Source organism: Lysinibacillus sp. GW823-FHT02G10, from assembly GCF_058797135.1.
Genome location: NZ_JBXAJI010000003.1, coordinates 1 through 17,353, shown reverse-complemented (window position 1 = coordinate 17,353; position 17,353 = coordinate 1). Strand labels below are relative to the sequence as shown.

General features: G+C 37.8%; 17 protein-coding genes. 15 read left to right on the top strand and 2 right to left on the bottom strand.

Annotated elements, in window-relative coordinates; all coding sequences use genetic code 11:
- The first annotated feature begins 5 nt into the window (after positions 1 to 5).
- The 12 genes from coaBC to spoVM all read left to right on the top strand — a co-directional run bounded on the left by coaBC (position 6) and on the right by spoVM (position 12,524).
- Positions 6 to 1,010 carry a bifunctional phosphopantothenoylcysteine decarboxylase/phosphopantothenate--cysteine ligase CoaBC gene (gene coaBC, locus AC1RFD_RS12405; protein WP_492474942.1) on the top strand — a complete coding sequence of 335 codons (1,005 nt, stop codon included), beginning with the start codon at positions 6 to 8 and terminating at the stop codon, positions 1,008 to 1,010.
- Positions 1,007 to 3,418, top strand: a complete 2,412-nt coding sequence (priA, locus tag AC1RFD_RS12400) for a primosomal protein N' (RefSeq protein WP_492474941.1) — start codon at positions 1,007 to 1,009, stop codon at positions 3,416 to 3,418. Before coaBC ends, priA begins: the two co-directional genes overlap by 4 nt.
- Before the next feature lie 84 nt (positions 3,419 to 3,502).
- Positions 3,503 to 3,997: a peptide deformylase gene (def, locus tag AC1RFD_RS12395; protein ID WP_004227388.1), complete on the top strand. Its 495-nt coding sequence runs from the start codon at positions 3,503 to 3,505 to the stop codon at positions 3,995 to 3,997.
- A gap of 1 nt (position 3,998) precedes the next feature.
- Positions 3,999 to 4,940 carry a methionyl-tRNA formyltransferase gene (gene fmt, locus AC1RFD_RS12390; protein ID WP_103117565.1) on the top strand — a complete coding sequence of 314 codons (942 nt, stop codon included), beginning with the start codon at positions 3,999 to 4,001 and terminating at the stop codon, positions 4,938 to 4,940.
- The gene (gene rsmB / locus AC1RFD_RS12385; RefSeq protein WP_066037830.1) at positions 4,937 to 6,298 is read left to right on the top strand and encodes a 16S rRNA (cytosine(967)-C(5))-methyltransferase RsmB; all 1,362 of its coding nucleotides are present in this window, start codon (positions 4,937 to 4,939) and stop codon (positions 6,296 to 6,298) included. Before fmt ends, rsmB begins: the two co-directional genes overlap by 4 nt.
- Positions 6,298 to 7,440 carry a dual-specificity RNA methyltransferase RlmN gene (gene rlmN, locus AC1RFD_RS12380; RefSeq protein ID WP_048395368.1) on the top strand — a complete coding sequence of 381 codons (1,143 nt, stop codon included), beginning with the start codon at positions 6,298 to 6,300 and terminating at the stop codon, positions 7,438 to 7,440. Before rsmB ends, rlmN begins: the two co-directional genes overlap by 1 nt.
- A 6-nt stretch (positions 7,441 to 7,446) precedes the next feature.
- The gene (locus AC1RFD_RS12375; RefSeq protein ID WP_054549883.1) at positions 7,447 to 8,196 is read left to right on the top strand and encodes a Stp1/IreP family PP2C-type Ser/Thr phosphatase; all 750 of its coding nucleotides are present in this window, start codon (positions 7,447 to 7,449) and stop codon (positions 8,194 to 8,196) included.
- 2 nt (positions 8,197 to 8,198) lie between these two features.
- Positions 8,199 to 10,187, top strand: coding sequence for a Stk1 family PASTA domain-containing Ser/Thr kinase (gene pknB / locus AC1RFD_RS12370; protein ID WP_048395364.1), 1,989 nt, complete (start codon positions 8,199 to 8,201; stop codon positions 10,185 to 10,187).
- Between the two features lie 11 nt (positions 10,188 to 10,198).
- A complete protein-coding gene (gene rsgA, locus AC1RFD_RS12365; protein ID WP_048395362.1) occupies positions 10,199 to 11,083 on the top strand; it encodes a ribosome small subunit-dependent GTPase A in 885 nt (294 codons plus the stop codon).
- 2 nt (positions 11,084 to 11,085) lie between these two features.
- Positions 11,086 to 11,754 carry a ribulose-phosphate 3-epimerase gene (rpe, locus tag AC1RFD_RS12360; protein WP_048395360.1) on the top strand — a complete coding sequence of 223 codons (669 nt, stop codon included), beginning with the start codon at positions 11,086 to 11,088 and terminating at the stop codon, positions 11,752 to 11,754.
- On the top strand, positions 11,751 to 12,404 hold the full coding sequence (locus AC1RFD_RS12355) for a thiamine diphosphokinase (protein WP_326141154.1): 654 nt from the start codon (positions 11,751 to 11,753) through the stop codon (positions 12,402 to 12,404). The genes rpe and AC1RFD_RS12355 overlap by 4 nt, the downstream gene beginning before the upstream one ends.
- A gap of 18 nt (positions 12,405 to 12,422) precedes the next feature.
- Positions 12,423 to 12,524, top strand: a complete 102-nt coding sequence (gene spoVM / locus AC1RFD_RS12350; protein WP_099805045.1) for a stage V sporulation protein SpoVM — start codon at positions 12,423 to 12,425, stop codon at positions 12,522 to 12,524.
- A 91-nt stretch (positions 12,525 to 12,615) separates the two neighbouring features.
- Here spoVM and rpmB read toward each other — a convergent pair whose 3' ends face one another.
- Positions 12,616 to 12,804 carry a 50S ribosomal protein L28 gene (gene rpmB / locus AC1RFD_RS12345; protein ID WP_004227417.1) on the bottom strand — a complete coding sequence of 63 codons (189 nt, stop codon included), beginning with the start codon at positions 12,802 to 12,804 and terminating at the stop codon, positions 12,616 to 12,618.
- A 186-nt stretch (positions 12,805 to 12,990) separates the two neighbouring features.
- Positions 12,991 to 13,734, bottom strand: a complete 744-nt coding sequence (locus AC1RFD_RS12340; protein ID WP_048395357.1) for an IclR family transcriptional regulator — start codon at positions 13,732 to 13,734, stop codon at positions 12,991 to 12,993.
- Between the two features lie 303 nt (positions 13,735 to 14,037).
- On the opposite strand from AC1RFD_RS12340, the gene AC1RFD_RS12335 reads away from it, so the two are divergent.
- From AC1RFD_RS12335 to AC1RFD_RS12325, 3 genes are all read left to right on the top strand, one after another.
- Positions 14,038 to 14,910, top strand: a complete 873-nt coding sequence (locus AC1RFD_RS12335) for a dimethylarginine dimethylaminohydrolase family protein (RefSeq protein ID WP_054549885.1) — start codon at positions 14,038 to 14,040, stop codon at positions 14,908 to 14,910.
- A 14-nt stretch (positions 14,911 to 14,924) separates the two neighbouring features.
- Positions 14,925 to 15,686 (top strand): dimethylarginine dimethylaminohydrolase family protein, encoded by a 762-nt coding sequence (locus AC1RFD_RS12330; protein ID WP_081010999.1) that lies wholly within the window; start codon positions 14,925 to 14,927, stop codon positions 15,684 to 15,686.
- A gap of 110 nt (positions 15,687 to 15,796) precedes the next feature.
- Positions 15,797 to 17,224 (top strand): amino acid permease, encoded by a 1,428-nt coding sequence (locus AC1RFD_RS12325; RefSeq protein ID WP_054549887.1) that lies wholly within the window; start codon positions 15,797 to 15,799, stop codon positions 17,222 to 17,224.
- Positions 17,225 to 17,353 lie beyond the last annotated feature (129 nt).

Here is a 17,353-nt window from a genome sequence, read left to right as displayed (position 1 = left end):
CTAGCATGAATAAAAATATTTTACTTTGTGTTTCAGGCGGGATTGCCGTATATAAAGCTGTGGCACTCGTAAGCAAGCTATCACAAGCAGGAGCCAATGTAAAAGTCATCATGACAGCCTCTGCTAGACAGTTTGTAAATCCATTAAGTTTTCAAGTGATGTCCAAAAATGATGTTTATTTTGACACGTTTGATGAAAAAGATTCAAGTGTGATTGCTCATATAGACTTAGCAGACTGGGCTGATTTAATTTTAGTAGCGCCCGCTACAGCAAATATAATAGGAAAAATGGCCAATGGTATAGCAGATGATATGATCACAACAACCCTGCTTGCTACGACAGCACCTGTATGGATTGCACCAGCCATGAATGTACACATGTATGACCATCCAGCGGTAAAACGTAATTTGGATAGGCTATCAGCTGATGGCTACAAATTTATTGAGCCTTCCAAAGGCTTTTTAGCATGTGGCTATGTCGGGAAGGGCCGTCTAGAGGAGCCAGAAAAAATCACTGCACTTGTACAAGATTTTTTTTCTGGAAAAACTAAACCACTAACAGATAAAACAGTCATAGTGACTGCGGGTGCCCTACATGTACCATTGGATGAACAGCATGTAATTAGTCCACAGGCAAATGGAGCCATAGGCCGAGCTTTAGCACATGAAGCAAGAATGCTGGGCGCACATGTAATTGAAATAGAAAATTCTAATTTGTTTGATGCTATACAGCAACTGGAAGCTTATAAAAACCAATACCCTCAGGCAATATTGATCCATGCAGCAAATGTGCCGACTATAAAGGAAACGCCGATCATTTCGGTAGAAGGCATAAAAGCGATCACTTTCGGACAAAAAGTGCAAGGAACTCCAATGCTTAATATACTTTCTGAGAGATGGATTGATTTTAGTGAAAAAGCGCAGCTTAACGGACAGTTTTTGGCTACAATTAACCCACAACTTTTTGCTCAGACATTATGGTCATATATTATAAAGGGTGAGGAACAATGAGCTTCTTGATAGCAGAGGTCATTGTAGATGTCTCTACTTACCATGTAGACCGTCCATTTGATTATCAAGTACCTGTAGAATGGATTAGTGTTATCGAGTTAGGAAGTCGTGTTAAAGTGCCATTTGGTCCAAGGAATGTCCTGGGTTTTGTTGTTGGATTGAAGAAAGAAACAGATGTACCGTTAAATAAACTAAAGGCAATCAATCAAATTTTAGATATGGAGCCAGTCCTGACAGAAGAGATGTTGCGAATGGCGAAGTGGTTGAAGAGCGATACGATTTGCTATGAAATAGATGCCTTGCAAGTGATGTTACCATCTGCACTTCGAGCCAAGTATGAAAAAATGATTAAGCTACAACAAGGTCAACAATTGCCACTAGAGGTACAGGCTATATTCGGGAAGCGTCAACGAGCAAATTTTAAAGAATTTGAGCGAGCAGGTTTACTACCCCTTTTGAAGCAATTGGTTGCAGAAAACATTGTTTCAATCGAAAATGTTGTGAAGCAACAGGGAAATGTGAAAGAAATTCGAATGGTTCAAATAACAGCAGACCAACAACTTATTGAACGTGCTTTAGAGCAATCATCCAGAGCAGCTAAACAACGGCTATTACTGCAATGGATGTGCCAACACTTAGGAGAGATTTTTACTCCCCAACAAATTTGTGACGAAGCAAGGGTCTCTATTTCAGTTTTAGAGGCAGTAATTGATAAAGGAGCTGCTCAATTTATTCAAGAGGAAGTATTTCGTGATCCATTTACGAAGGAAGTTTCACGTACACATGCCTTACAATTAACGAGTGAGCAGCAGGTTGCTCTCCAAGCTATTACTACAGCTATGGACCAGCAAATAGCGCAAACCTTTTTATTACATGGTGTAACAGGAAGTGGCAAAACAGAGGTTTATTTGCAGGCTATTCAAAAGGTATTAGAAGAAGGAAAAGAAGCCATTATGTTGGTACCTGAAATCTCTTTAACTCCACAAATGACCGAACGATTCCGCAGTCGCTTTGGTGAGATGGTTGCTGTGATGCATAGTGGATTATCTGTAGGGGAGAAATATGATGAATGGCGTAAAATCCAACAAGGCAAAGTGAAGGTCGTAGTTGGAGCTCGTTCAGCTATTTTTGCTCCTTTTACGAATATAGGGCTTATTATATTGGATGAGGAACATGAATCAACTTATAAGCAAGAAGATTCACCGCGTTATCATGCAAGAGATGTAGCCATCTGGCGTAGCGAATTTTATAACTGTCCTATTATTTTAGGGAGTGCAACACCAGCATTAGAATCATTTGCAAGAGCTAAAAAGGGAGTATATAAGCTACTCTCCTTAAAACACCGTGCTTTACATCAGGCTTTGCCGACTGTTTTTATTGCAGATATGCGTGAAGAGCTGAGACAAGGTAATCGTTCGATGTTTTCCCAATCACTGATAGAAGCAATCCGTTTAAGACTTGAGAAAAAAGAACAAATGGTGCTGTTTTTAAACCGTCGCGGCTATTCATCATTTGTACTCTGCCGAGATTGTGGAACAGTTGTCCAATGTCCAAATTGCGATATTTCATTAACCTATCATCGAACAACTGAAAAATTGAAATGTCATTATTGTGGTTACGAGGAACATGTTCCACAAATATGTCCGCAATGTCAAAGTGATCATATTCGTTATTTTGGTACAGGTACACAAAAGGTGGAAGAGGAGCTGTATAAGTTGTTTCCTGAGGCAAGAGTATTACGTATGGATGTAGATACTACGAAGCATAAAGGGGCACATGAAGAAATATTGGAGACATTTGGGGCAGGGCATGCAGATATTTTGCTGGGTACTCAAATGATCGCAAAGGGTCTGGATTTTCCAAATATTACGCTAGTCGGTGTACTTAGTGCTGATACATCCTTACATTTACCTGATTACCGCGCAGCAGAGCGAACATTTCAGCTATTAACACAGGTAAGTGGCCGAGCTGGGAGACATGACAAGCTAGGTGAAGTCATCATTCAAACGTATACACCTGAGCATTACGCAATTGAATTAGCTAAAACACAAGAGTATGAACCATTTTATGAACGTGAGATGTTTTTACGTCGCAGATCAAACTATCCACCTTATTATTTTGTAGCTCTTATTCAATTATCCCATGAAGATGTCATGATGGCTGCTGAATATGCTGGTCGAGTGGCTGATTGGTTACGAGGGAACTTATCGAATCAAGTAGCAATAATAGGACCAACAACTGCGAGTATTGCTCGTCTCCAAAATAGATATCGTTATCAATGTTTGATAAAATATAAAATTGAACCAAATCTAATTCCCGTGTTACAACGTTTACTTGCTATGTATAGAGCAGAGTGGATTAAACAAGGAATATTAATGACGGTAGATTTAGATCCGTCTACTATATAGTTAGCGTGTAATAATAGCACGATTTTTAATAAAAGTATCAATTAGCTAGTGCACTAGCTTTAAAGCAGAAATGAGGAAATAATAATGGCTATAAAAAAAGTAATTGAAAATCCTGCAAAAGTACTATCCACACCGTGTGCTGAAGTGACAGAAATTAATGATGAAATTATTACATTACTTGATGATTTATATGACACTATGGTGGAATATGATGGCGTTGGAATTGCGGCACCACAAATAGACGTAGGGTTACGGGTAGCAATTGTTGAACTAGGTGAAGAACGTGATATTTTAGAAATGATTAATCCAACTGTCGTTGAAACGGACGGAGCAGAAGTAGATATTGAAGGATGCTTGAGCTTTCCAGGGTTATATGGAGAAGTGGAACGTCCTAGTTATGTCAAAATTGAAGCATGTGATCGTGAAGGACGTGTTTATGAATTAGAGGCAGGTGGCTTTGATGCCCGTGCGATTTTACATGAAATTGATCATTTAGATGGTGTGCTTTTCGATTCAAAAATCAAGCGTATTGTCACAGCAGAAGAACTAGAAGAAATGTACGCTGAAGAGGAGGAATAAAATGACATCTATCGTTTTTATGGGGACACCTGACTTCTCCGCACCTATTTTGCGTATGCTACATGATGAAGGATATACTATTAAAGCAGTTGTAACACAACCAGATCGTCCAGTTGGGCGTAAGCGAGTATTAACACCGCCGCCAGTAAAGGCAACGGCTTTGGAACTTGGCTTGCCAATTATTCAACCTGAAAAATTGCGTGGCTCCGAGGAGTTACAGCAGATTCTTGCTTTACAGCCTGATCTAGTAATAACAGCAGCATTTGGACAGATACTACCAAAAGAATTATTAGATGCACCGGCTCTAGGCTGCATTAATGTCCATGCCTCCCTATTACCAAAATATCGTGGAGGGGCTCCGATTCACCAAGCCGTCATGGATGGTGAAAAAGAAACAGGAGTAACAATCATGTATATGGCAGAAAAGCTTGATGCGGGAGATATTATCTCTCAAAAAGCGATCCCTATTGAAGAAGATGATCATACTGGTGGACTTTTTGATAAGCTAAGTATGGTTGGCTGTGAATTACTTAAGGAAACACTTCCTTCTATTATAAATGGTACAAATAACCGTACAGTTCAAGATGAAGCACAAGTTACCTTTGCAAGTAATATTTCAAGGGAACAAGAACGGATTGATTGGACCAACGATGCTATTACTTTATACAATCAAGTGCGCGGTCTTCATCCATGGCCTGTTGCTTATACTACTTTTGAGGATGGTAATTTTAAAATTTGGTGGGCAACGATTGGCAAAAGTAAGCATGAGGCTAATCCAGGTACAGTGGTTGCCATTGATAAAGATCACTTTGAGGTAGCAGCTGGCAACGGGACAACTTTAGCATTATATGATGTGCAACCAGCTGGTAAAAAGCGCATGACCGCAGAGGAATATTTACGTGGGACAGGTTCTAAATTACAGATTGGGGACCAATTTAAATGAGTAAAAAAAGTGTAGTGATTTGGGATGGCAATGTACGAGATGCCGCATTGTCAATTCTATTAGCAGTTGATAAAAATCAGGCTTATAGCAACTTATTGCTAAATGAAACAATTAAACGGCATAAAATTGAAGCAAAAGATCGTGCTTTATTGACTGAAATAACGTATGGAACTTTACAGCATAAAATGACACTTGATTATTACTTAGAGCCATTTATTCGTGGTTCAATTGATCATTGGGTTCGCTGGTTATTAAGAATTTCGTTGTATCAAATCCATTATTTAACACGTATCCCTCCACACGCTGCAGTAAACGAAGCAGTAGAAATTGCCAAGCGTCGAGGGCATCGTGGAATCGCTTCTATGGTCAATGGCATATTAAGATCCGTGTTACGCAGTGGAGTCCCTTCAACAGATGACATAGCAGATCCAATTGAGCGCCTTTCAATAGAAACAAGTCATCCAATGTGGTTAGTTCAAAGATTTGTTGATAACTACGGTTTTGAAGTAGCGACTGAAATGTTGCATGAAAATAATAGACCGCCTGTGCAGACTGTGCGTGTTAATACGACAAAAGCAACTGTTCAGCAAGCAATTGCCAAGTTAGAGGCAGAAGGATTAACGGCTAATCAAAGCGACGTTATACCAGAGTGCTTATACATTACAAACGGTCAACCTGCTCGTACAAAAGCCTTCAAAGAAGGTATGATTACTATTCAGGATGAAAGTTCAATGATACCTGCTAATGTGCTAAATCCATCTCCAGGTATGCGTGTCTTGGATATGTGTGCGGCACCTGGTGGAAAAACAACACATATTGCCGAAATAATGAAAAATGAAGGGTCTATTTTAGCAACAGACCTTCATCCACATAAATTAGATTTAATCGACCATAATACAGAGCGTCTAGGGCTTGATATTGTTGAAACAGCCCCAATAGATGGACGGAAAGCACCAGAATTTTTACAAGCAGCGTCTTTTGATGCTATCTTAGTCGATGCACCATGTAGTGGACTAGGAGTTATGCGACGTAAACCAGATATTAAATATACAAAGCGAGAAGAAGATTTAGAAAGTCTTCAAAAAATCCAATTAGCTTTACTTGATGCAGCAACGAAAGTTTTGAAAACAGATGGTAAGCTTGTATACAGTACGTGTACAGTAGACATACAAGAAAACGAAGGCACTGTGAAAGCCTTTTTAACAGCACATCCAGAAATGGAAGCTATACAACTAGAATCTTTACCAACAAAATTAGCGGAAAAGCAAGCTAATGGCATGCTTCAAGTCTTTCCACAAGACTTTGGCAGTGACGGTTTCTTTGTCGCCGCCTTTCGTAAAAAAGGAGAATCCAACTAATGGTGGATCAAGAGAAATTTAATGAACGTATTAACGATTTAGTCGAAGAAGCAGAAGAAAAGCCCGTTCGACGTGTAAAAAAAGAAAAGCCAAATTTAAAAGAATCCATTTATTCGTTACAACCTCATCAATTAGAAGAATGGCTAAAGGAAAATGGCGAAAAGCCTTTCCGTGCTGCTCAAATTTTTGACTGGCTGTATAATAAACGTGTAAAGACATTTGAAGAAATGTCAAACCTTTCAAAGGGATTACGCGAAAAACTAACTGCAAATTTTGCATTATCCACACTATCAACCATTATTAAACAAGAATCTAAAGATGGTACCATTAAATTTTTATTCCAATTACAAGATGGCTATTCAATAGAAACTGTTTTAATGCGCCATGAATATGGAAATTCTGTCTGTGTAACAACACAAGTAGGCTGCCGAATTGGCTGTACGTTTTGTGCTTCCACTTTAGGTGGTTTGAAGCGACATTTATTAGCAGGGGAAATTGTGGAGCAAGTTGTCAAAGTGCAGCAAACATTAGATGAATTGGGCGAGCGAGTATCTCATATTGTCATTATGGGTATTGGTGAACCTTTCGATAACTATGATGCAATGATGAACTTCTTAAAAGTGATCAATCATGAAAAAGGTTTAAATATCGGAGCACGTCATATCACAGTTTCAACATCGGGTATTGTCCCTAAAATTTACCAGTTTGCAGATGAACAATTACAAATTAACTTTGCCGTTTCTCTGCATGCGCCAAACCAAGAAGCACGTCAAAAGCTAATGCCAATTGCCCGTGCTTATAAATTGGAAGAATTAATGGAAGCTGTGCGATACTATACAAAAAAAACAGGTCGACGAGTGAGTTTCGAGTATGGGCTGATGTCTGGTGAAAATGATTCAGTAGAAATCGCAGAGGAACTATCTGCTTTAATTAAAGGAATTAAATGTCATGTCAACTTAATTCCTGTAAACTATGTACCAGAACGTGATTATGTTCGTACATCTCGTAGTCAAATTTTTGCTTTTGAAAAAACATTAAAGAAAAATGGTATTAACGTAACGATCCGCCGAGAGCAAGGTTCAGATATCGCTGCTGCGTGTGGTCAATTACGTGCACAAGAGAGATCTGAAGAAACGAGGTGACCAGTATTGGAATACACAGTCGAAAGTGATATTGGTTTAAAACGATCCATTAATGAGGACCGTGCTGCATTCTTTAAACGTCCAGATGGACTTGCACTAGCACTTGTAGCGGATGGCATGGGTGGTCATAATGCTGGTGATGTAGCAAGTGATATGGCAATCAAACAAATGGAATCCTTTTTTTTACAGGCAGACACACATCATTTTGTATCCACAACATCAAAAAAAGAATGGTTATTACAAACAGTTAAGCAATTGAATAAAACAATATATGACTATTCTTTATCACATGAAGACTGTAAAGGAATGGGCACGACATTTATTGCAGTGTTAATCGAAGAACAACATTGCTTCATTGCACATGTGGGAGACAGTCGTGTGTATTATTTCTTTGAAGATGGTGCACAACAAATAACAAGAGATCATTCATATGTGAACGTCTTGGTCGAAAATGGTGAGATAAGCGAAGAAGAGGCTTTGACACATCCAAAGAAAAATTTCATCTTAAAAGCGGTTGGGACAGAGGACACAATCGAACCAGACTTTTATGAAGTAGATTTAGCATCAGAATCGTATTTACTCATTTGTTCAGATGGATTAAGCAATAAACTAACTGTTTATGAAATGGCATCGATAATTACGTATCCAGACTCCATTAAGGAAAAGGGACGTAAACTTGTAGAATTAGCAAATGCCAGCGGGGGAGAAGACAATATCTCCCTCGTGCTATTAACAAAAAAGGATGAGGAGGTGTAAGAATGCTTGTAGGTAAAAGAATTAGTGACCGTTATAAAATTTTAGAACTCATTGGTGGCGGAGGTATGTCCAATGTTTATTTAGCACACGATATGATTTTAAATCGTGATGTAGCCATTAAAATATTACGCTATGATTTTTCCAATGAGGATGAATTACATCGACGTTTTCAACGTGAGGCACTGTCTGCTACAAGTCTTACACATCCAAATATTGTTAGTGTTTATGATGTAGGTGACGATGGAGATCTACACTATATTGTGATGGAATATGTTCAAGGAAAAACATTAAAGCAGTACATACAAGAATTTGCACCAATTTCTCCTGCTAGAAGTGTGCATATTATGAAGCAATTAACGTCTGCCATTGCTAATGCCCATGAAAACCATATTATCCACCGTGATATTAAACCGCAAAATATATTAATGGATGCGGAAGGTAATGTGAAAATTACGGATTTTGGTATTGCCATGACGTTAAGTGCTACATCATTTACTCAAACAAATTCTGTGCTTGGTACAGTCCATTATTTATCACCAGAGCAAGCTCGCGGCGGTACAGCTACAAACAAATCAGATATTTACGCACTCGGTATTGTGTTATATGAATTATTAACAGGTGAACTTCCATTTTCTGGTGAATCTGCTGTTTCAATAGCACTTAAGCATTTACAAGCCGAAACGCCTTCTGTCCGTGCTTTTGATGCAACGATTCCCCAAAGCTTGGAAAATGTAGTATTAAAGGCTACTGCCAAAGATTCATCCCATCGTTATACTACAGTGGAAGAAATGTATGAAGATTTGGAAACCGTACTAACACCATCTAGAATCAACGATCCCAAATTTGTCATACCTGTGGATAATGATGTAACGAAAGCTATTCCCATCATTAAAGAGCAGATGCATAAAAAAGACGAAGATCTAACTAAAACAAGAGTTATTGAACCGATTATGGAAGCTAAAGCACCTTCTCAACCACAACCTAAAAAGCCTGTAGAAAAGCCAGTTCCTGTAAAGGGAAAGAAGAAAAATTGGCCCAAATATGTTGCAGGACTATTCATTGCAGCGGTTGTCATTTTCTTATTCTTTATTTTTGCAAAAGATTTATTTAGCCCGAAAAAAGTGGCTATACCAGATGTAGCAAATTTAACAATAGAGGAAGCGACAAAAAAATTAGAAGCAGATGGATTTGTTGTTGGTGAAGAGCATCAGGAGCGAAATCATGAGGAAATAGAGAAGGGGAAAGTTATAGAAACGGACCCATCAAAAAATTCATTACGTGAAAAAGGCTCAGAGGTAGACTTAATCGTTAGTTTAGGTGTAGAGATGACGACTGTTGATAATTATGTTGGACAAAATTATAGTCAAGTTGAAGCTTTAATAAAAGGAAAGTATAAAGATGTAATAAAAGAGGATGTCCCTTCTAATGAGCCAGAAGGAAGAATTATTGAACAAAGCATACCACCAAATTCTGAGGTAGTAGCGAAAGAAGAAACAATCACGTTTAAAGTTAGCCAAGGAGTTAGAATGGTAAGGGTTGAAAATGTTGTAAATTATACGAAAGCTGATATGGATGACTATGTGAAAAGAGCAGGTCTCAATTGGCGTATATCTCGTGAAGAACATCATGAAACCATCCCAGCTGGCAGTGTAATTTCGCAATTGACAAAAGCGGGTACTATGGTAGAAGAAGGTTCTATGATATCGGTTGTAATAAGTAAAGGGCCAGCAAAACAGCCCGATAAACTACGTGTCATTCCTGTAGTCATTGAGTATAAACCTACAGAAGAGGGAATAGCTCAAAATATTCGAATTGAAATTCAAGATAAAAATCATACATTGTCTGAACCTGTTGAAGTATTTGAAATTTTAAGTGATACGCCATACAACATTCAGCTTACAATTGAAGATGGCAAAGATGCGAGTTATAGAATAATTCGTGACTCAGAAATAATTTTAGAAGGCAAAGTTAATTATAATGATGTCGATTAAGGAGGAATTGGATGGCGCAAGGCCAAATAAGAAAAGCATTAAGTGGTTATTATTATGTATTTGATGGACATCAACTGATTCAATGTCGAGGACGTGGGGTATTTCGTAATCGTGGCGAATCCCCACTCGTAGGTGATATTGTAGAGTATACAATGGAAACTGAAGGCTCTGATGGGACAATACAAAAGATTTTTGAGCGTCAAAATGAATTAGTACGACCGCCAATTGCTAATATTGATCAAGGTATTTTGGTGTTTTCTGTAAAGGAACCGAATTTCAATACCATTTTACTGGATCGATTTTTAGTTGTGTTAGAATCCTTCCATGTACATCCTATTATTTGTTTAACAAAAATGGATTTGCTAGAAAATGATGAACGTGATGAATTACAAAATTATATAGCAGATTATGAAAGCATGGGCTATACAGTTTTGCAAACATATAAAGATGAAGAAGAATTAGTAGAACGGTTACGTCCTATTTTAAAGGGAAAAACCACCGTTTTAGCTGGCCAATCGGGCGTTGGGAAATCAACTTTGCTTAATACGCTCATTCCAGAGTTGAACTTAAAAACGGGTATTATATCCCAAAGCTTAGGACGGGGTAAACATACTACTCGTCATGTTGAACTGATAGAGGTCTGTGATGGTTTATTAGCAGATACGCCTGGATTTAGTTCCTTTGATTTTGACGAAATTGAGAAAGAAGAATTAGGTGTATGTTTTCCTGAAATGGCTAGAGTAGCGGATGATTGTAAATTTAGAGGTTGCTTACACTTGAAAGAGCCAAAATGTGCAGTAAAGGCAGCAGTAGAAGCAGGGGAAATTCGAGACTACCGCTACAAGCATTATGAACAATTTATGCAAGAAATTATGGATCGAAAGCCGAGGTATTAATGATGATACAAATAGCACCATCAATTTTAGCAGCAAATTTTGCAAAGTTAGGTGAAGAAGTAAAGGAAGTAGAGCAAGCAGGTGCACAACTTATTCATATTGATGTAATGGATGGTCACTTTGTACCGAATATCTCATTTGGTTCCATTGTATTGGATGCTATCCGTCCATTAACGAAGTTACCATTAGATGTGCATTTAATGATAGAAAATCCAGATCAGTATATTGAACAGTTCGCAAAAGCTGGAGCAGATTATATTACAGTACATGTAGAAGCATGTCGTCATTTACATCGAACAATTCAATTAATCCGTTCTTTTGGTGTAAAAGCGGGTGTCGTATTAAATCCACATACACCGATAGAATCAATTCAACACATTTTAGAAGATATTGATATGGTATTATTAATGACTGTTAATCCTGGATTCGGTGGACAAAAATTTATTCATTCTGTTGTACCTAAAATTGAAGCATTATCAACAATAATTAAGGAGCGAGGCTTAGATATTGCCATTGAAATTGATGGTGGTATTACTGCTGAAACAATTGTGCCATGTGCACAGGCTGGAGCGACAATTTTTGTAGCTGGGTCAGCTATCTATAGTAAAGAAGATCGAACAGCTGCTCTTCAAGAGATTTTACTAGCTGGTGAGGCAGCGATTAAAGGATGACGACAGTCGTTGTTTGTGCAGGTGGTCCAAAAAATGAGCTTTGTTCATTTTCATCGTTTCAGCAACAACAGGATGTTGTGTTTATCGGGGCTGATCGTGGCGCTTTATATTTAATTGAGCAAGGAATTACGCCCCATGCTATTGTTGGTGATTTTGATTCTTTAACGGATGAAGAATATCGACAAGTAATGGCACAAACCAATGATCAACAACGTTTTCAAGAAGAGAAAAATGAAACAGACACAGATTTAGCTTTGCTTAAAGCCTATACGTTTGCACCACAAGAAATTATTTTGACAGGTGTGACGGGTGGGCGTTTAGATCATTACGAGGCAGCTGTTCGTTCTATTTATCGGTTACAAAAAGAGCATCCTCAAATTGAGTTAAAGATAATCAATCATACTAATATGTTGCAATTTTTACTACCAGGTACACATACAATTAATGCAGATGATCGATACCGATACTTGTCTTTTTTTGCTCACGAGGAGCCTATTCAAGGTGTAACATTACGACAAGTAAAATATGAAACAACGAATGAGGAAATTTCCTTAGGAACATCTCGATTTACAAGTAATGAAATAATAGGAACTTCAGGGTCTATATCTTTCTCGCAAGGCATATGTTTAATGATAAGAAGCATAGATTAGCGTAAGGGGGAGAGAGTCCTGAAAGTATATACGTTCCAATTGCCGAAATTCGTGAGTAGTATCACGCGTACGTGTATTAACCTATTTAAAAAAGATAAGAAAGTAAAAAAATCCGACTAGTGTTAGTCGGATTTTTTACTTTCTTCTAGAATACTAATCAAGAAAAAAATCGATTGCGCTCAATGCGAAATCGATTTTTTAGAAGCAGCGATTAAACGCGCTCGATTTTACCTGATTTTAATGCACGAGCAGAAACCCATACACGTTTTGGTTTACCGTCAACTAAGATACGAACTTTTTGAAGGTTAGCACCCCAAGTACGTTTGTTAGCGTTCATAGCGTGGGAACGGTTGTTACCAGTACGAGCTTTACGTCCAGTGATTACACATTGTTTTGGCATGTTGTATTCCCTCCTTACTGTTGATGCTGAAAGATTATTATTTCAGTTCGGTATTTCACATACCATAATAATTTAACATACGATGGCGTTCAGTGCAACAGTTTTCACATAACCTTTCAAGAAAAAAACCTTTACAGACATAAAACATTTATGAAAAGTAGAGAAGTTTAATGGGGAATAGTTCTCCTATCCTTTTCCTCGATAACCAAGTTTCAGCGATACACGTCTACCAGTATCAACTAATCGCTCAATCAATGTATTAATATGATCTTGAGAGACATTAAAGTTTACAAAACCAATACTGACTGCTCCTATCACTTCACCAAAACCATCTAAAACAGAGACAGCAATGGAGGAAGTACCTGCAGTTCGTTCTCCATGACTTATTGCATAGCCTTGTTGTCGAATTTGGTGAAGCTGCTCCTCTAATTCGGCCATTTCATCTTTAGTTACTAGTTGCTCTAGAATTTCTTTGGATTGTAGCGCTGACATTGAGGCAAGTATGGCCTTATTGGCCGCTCCGATATGCATAGGTATGCGAATACCCAACTGATCATAAATACGAATCGGATTAGCTGCACTGTCTATCCGTTCTATAATAATCGTATCTAATCCAGCTGGTTTACTTAAATAAACACTTTCTTCAACCTCCCTGGCTAATCGTTCTAACTCAGGTCTGATTTTGCTAATATAATCCATCGTATCATACACCTGTAAGCCAAGTTCCATCCATATGGTTCCAAGCCGATAATATTTAGTCTGTTCATCTTGCTCAATCATCCCTTGTTTAATCATGGCTTTTAAAATTCTATGTAAAGTACTTAGCGGTAAATCGCATTTTGTAGAAAGCTCTGAAATGGACAAGCTACTGTCGTTTGCATCAGCAGCTAAAACCTTGGCAATTGTCATCGCCCGCTCTAATAATTGCATTTGTCCCACCTCCCTTCATCCTATTTTATTTTTATTCTCCATCTACGTCTAGTTCCAATATTCCCGTACAAATCAGAAGTCTAAACAAATGCTTATTTTAATACACGAAAGCTACAAAAGGATCCTTTAAGGCTTCTTTAATAAACGACAGCATTTTTTCCAAGGGTGAACGCAATCTAGATTAAAAGAAAAATAAAAGTTTTCTAAATATATTGACAGTATAGCATAAAACGAATATATTCTTCATATAAACTTTCCTCTTAACGGAAACGTTTTCCACTACACGGAAATGAGGTGAAAGGAATGCATTATTGTTCATCAATGTATGCGCCTTTGAAACATGTTATTGTAAAAGATCCAAAAGATGCTTTCCGAAGCCAGACACATCTTAGTGAGGAATGGAAAACATTTAACTACTTATCTGAGCCTAATTATGAAGAAGCTCTAAGCGAATACGCTGAATTTATTGGGATTCTTGGAAAGTATGTTGAGACTATTGAATATCTGCCTATAGCAGATGAAGTAGGATTAGATTCTCTTTATGCACATGATCCAGTTAAATTCACTCCAAATGGTGCCATAATACTGAAATCAGGCAAAAAATTAAGACAACCAGAAGCAGCAGTATACAAGGACTTTTTACGGCAAAAAGGTATACCAATAATTGGTGAACTTACTGGAGAGGCAGTTTCAGACGGTGGAGATATTGTTTGGCTAGATGATCGAACGCTCGTTGTGGGTAGAGGTTATCGAACAAACGATGAAGCCATTCGTCAGTTAAAGGAAATGACAGCCGATATGGTAGATGAATTTATAGTTGTACAACTACCACATGATCTTGGTGAAGCTGAATGTTTACATTTAATGTCTTTCATAAGTATGGTAGACCGAGATTTAGCTGTTGTGCATTCGCGTTTAATGCCAGTATTTTTCAGACAACTGCTAATTGAGCGTGGCATCCAGCTAGTAGAAGTACCTAAAGATGAATACGATTCGTTAGGCTGTAATGTTTTAGCGCTTGCACCAAGGGTATGTGTGATTCCTCAAGGCAACAAAGAAACAAAGCAACAGCTACTTGATGCTGGAGCAACTGTGTACGAATATAAAGGCGATGAAATTACTGTTAAAGGAACAGGTGGGCCGACTTGCCTAACTTGCCCAGTAGTAAGAGGATAAAGGAGAAGATGAATATGTTTAAAAATGTTATTGTTAAAAATCCAGGAAATAGTTTTGTAAACGGTTTAACAACTAGTGATTTAGGAAAGCCGATTTTAGAAAAATTATTTGAACAACATGAACATTATGTAGAGGCTTTAAAAAAATGCGGTGTAGAAGTTACACAATTACCAGCAAATGAAGCATTTCCAGATTCAACATTTGTAGAGGATACAGCTGTATTAACGCCTGAATTTGCTATTATATCGAATCCTGGAGCAGCAGCTCGTAACCGCGAAATTGAAGAAATCGAACCAGCTGTAAAGCAATTCTATGAAAAAATTTACTATATTAAAGGTTCTGGCACACTTGATGGTGGAGATGTACTACAAGCAGAGAAAAAGTTTTACGTAGGGATCTCAGAGCGCACAAATGAAGAAGGCGCTCAGCAATTTAAAGAGATTGTTGAACTAGAAGGTTATGAAGCAACTATTATTCCATTAAAAGAATTCTTCCACTTAAAAACTGGAATTGCCTATGTTGGGGAAAATCGTATGGTGCTAGCTGGTGAATTTGTCGATCATCCTGCATTTGAATCTTACGAAAAAATCGTGATTCCTAAAGAGGATGAATATTCAGCTAACTGTATTCAAGTAAATGATTATATTATTATTCCAGCTGGCTATCCAGAAACAAATCGTAAATTACTGGACCTTGGCTATCAAACAATTGAACTTGATATGTCTGAATTTAGAAAACACGATGGTGGTTTAAGCTGTTTATCATTACGTTTTTAAGTAAATCTAACAATACCCAATCAATTTAAAAGAGAAAATTGATTGGGTACTTTCATTCTTAAAATATCAGAATATTTAATATTTTTACATTATATGGGAAGTAGGGATGGATGTTGAATAAAGGGGATCAGCTTCACAATAATCAATTAAAGCGTTCGATGAAAAGTCGTCACTTGTTAATGCTTTCACTTGGGGGTGTTATTGGAACAGGCTTATTTTTAAATGTAGGCTATACCATTAACCAGGCAGGACCCGGCGGTGCACTGATTGGTTACTTATTTGGTGGCTTAATTTTGTTTATGGTCATGAATTGTCTTGGGGAATTGGCTGTTTACATGCCTGTTACAGGTTCTTTCCAAACATATGCAACACGTTTCATTAGTCCTTCAGCCGGTTTTTCATTAGGTTGGATGTATTTTGTCGGATCTGCTGCCACAGCAGGCGTTGAATTTACGGCTGCAGGTATTTTAATGCAGCATTGGTTTCCAAGTGTACCAATTTGGATATGGTGTGCTGTGTTTATGGTTCTTTTATTTGTCTTAAATGCTTTAACAACGAAGGGCTTTGCTGAAGCAGAGTTCTGGTTTGCTAGTATAAAAGTTGTTGCAGTGATTGCATTTATCATTATTGGTGGAGCAGCAATCTTTGGTTTAATTCCATTGGCAGATCGTCCTACTCCACATCTCACAAATTTAGCACCTTCTGGTTTATTCCCAGCAGGTATTACGATTATTTTTGTCACAATGATGAATGTAATTTTTTCTTATCAGGGATCAGAGCTGGTGGGTATTGCAGCAGGGGAGACCGAGAACCCTGAAAAAAATATTCCTAGAGCGATTCGTACAATTCTATTTAGAATCATCGTTTTCTATATTGCTTCCATTATTGTATTATCGGCAATATTCCCAGCATCAGAGCTTGGGCTTATGGAAAGTCCATTTGTCACGTTAATGAATTTAGCTGGTGTACCATATGCAGCTGGTATCATGAACTTTGTTATTTTGACAGCTATTTTATCAGTCGGTAATTCATGTTTATATGCATCAACACGTTTATTATTTTCCATGTCACAAGAGGGGATGGCGCCCAAGTTATTTGGTCGATTAACGAAAAATAAAGTACCTTTAAATGCGCTTATTTTTACGATGGTATTCTCACTCTTATCTTTATTAACTAGTGTAATGGAAGCTGATGCTGTATTTGTATTACTAATGTCGGTAGCAGGTATATCTGTCACAATTTCATGGATGGGGATATGTGCTTCTCAGTTAATGTTCCGTTATCGCTATGTGAAGTCGGGAGGAAATGTGGCTGATCTAAAATTTAAAACACCACTATTCCCGTTGATTCCAGTATTTTGTATAATCTTTTGTGTTTTAATTTTAGTATTTTTAGCGTTTGATCCAACGCAAAGGATTGGTTTACTATACGGGATTGGCTTCTTTATTGCCTGTATGATTTTTTATCAATTGAAATTAAAGAAAGCGGCGACTGCTGCTACAGATAGCAAAAGTGAAGAAACACTAGAAGTTCGTTAATCGTACCTCTAACGAATGGGAGTAAAAGGAGAAAAAATCATGAATACTTTTATGTGGGATACACCCGAAAAACTACGTGCCCTATTATGTGAACTTGTGAGCTGGGAAAGCCGAACATTAACGGAGGGC

What these genes read in the sequence shown, in the direction of transcription:
- priA (WP_492474941.1), top strand. Translation starts at nt 1,007, where the DNA reads ATGAGCTTCTTGATAGCAGAGGTCATTGTAGATGTCTCTACTTACCAT.
- AC1RFD_RS12330 (WP_081010999.1), top strand. Translation starts at nt 14,925, where the DNA reads ATGTTTAAAAATGTTATTGTTAAAAATCCAGGAAATAGTTTTGTAAAC.
- pknB (WP_048395364.1), top strand. Translation starts at nt 8,199, where the DNA reads ATGCTTGTAGGTAAAAGAATTAGTGACCGTTATAAAATTTTAGAACTC.
- rsmB (WP_066037830.1), top strand. Translation starts at nt 4,937, where the DNA reads ATGAGTAAAAAAAGTGTAGTGATTTGGGATGGCAATGTACGAGATGCC.
- rlmN (WP_048395368.1), top strand. Translation starts at nt 6,298, where the DNA reads ATGGTGGATCAAGAGAAATTTAATGAACGTATTAACGATTTAGTCGAA.
- def (WP_004227388.1), top strand. Translation starts at nt 3,503, where the DNA reads ATGGCTATAAAAAAAGTAATTGAAAATCCTGCAAAAGTACTATCCACA.
- rpmB (WP_004227417.1), bottom strand. Translation starts at nt 12,804, where the DNA reads ATGCCAAAACAATGTGTAATCACTGGACGTAAAGCTCGTACTGGTAAC.
- coaBC (WP_492474942.1), top strand. Translation starts at nt 6, where the DNA reads ATGAATAAAAATATTTTACTTTGTGTTTCAGGCGGGATTGCCGTATAT.
- fmt (WP_103117565.1), top strand. Translation starts at nt 3,999, where the DNA reads ATGACATCTATCGTTTTTATGGGGACACCTGACTTCTCCGCACCTATT.
- rpe (WP_048395360.1), top strand. Translation starts at nt 11,086, where the DNA reads ATGATACAAATAGCACCATCAATTTTAGCAGCAAATTTTGCAAAGTTA.
- AC1RFD_RS12355 (WP_326141154.1), top strand. Translation starts at nt 11,751, where the DNA reads ATGACGACAGTCGTTGTTTGTGCAGGTGGTCCAAAAAATGAGCTTTGT.
- AC1RFD_RS12325 (WP_054549887.1), top strand. Translation starts at nt 15,797, where the DNA reads ATGTTGAATAAAGGGGATCAGCTTCACAATAATCAATTAAAGCGTTCG.
- AC1RFD_RS12335 (WP_054549885.1), top strand. Translation starts at nt 14,038, where the DNA reads ATGCATTATTGTTCATCAATGTATGCGCCTTTGAAACATGTTATTGTA.
- AC1RFD_RS12340 (WP_048395357.1), bottom strand. Translation starts at nt 13,734, where the DNA reads ATGCAATTATTAGAGCGGGCGATGACAATTGCCAAGGTTTTAGCTGCT.
- rsgA (WP_048395362.1), top strand. Translation starts at nt 10,199, where the DNA reads ATGGCGCAAGGCCAAATAAGAAAAGCATTAAGTGGTTATTATTATGTA.